The 255-nt window shown below is 40.0% G+C and carries 1 protein-coding gene; it reads left to right on the forward strand.

Going from position 1 to position 255, the window contains the following annotated elements; all coding sequences use genetic code 11:
• The coding region (locus VJI94_RS08560; RefSeq protein ID WP_324009061.1) for a hypothetical protein at positions 1 to 255 on the forward strand (255 nt) is incomplete at both ends.

Genomic DNA, 255 nt, shown 5'->3' on the forward strand with positions numbered 1-255 from the left:
TGAGGATTTTAAACTTACCAATAATGTACTGGGTCTTCAGGCAGGTGGTGCATTGGGACATATCCTGCATCCGATAACCTTACAGCGTATTACCAATACTCGTTTGTATGGTAATCAGTATAGTGTAGCCGATGTAATGGGTGATTTGGTGAAAGGAATTTTTGATGCTGATATTAACGGTAATGTGAATGTTCACAGACAATACCTGCAAACTACCTTTGTAAAGGGTGCTGCTAATTTGTTGAACCCACAAGC

This window comes from Parvimonas sp. D9, from assembly GCF_035282565.1.
Classification (GTDB): Bacteria; Bacillota; Clostridia; order Tissierellales; family Peptoniphilaceae; genus Parvimonas; species Parvimonas micra.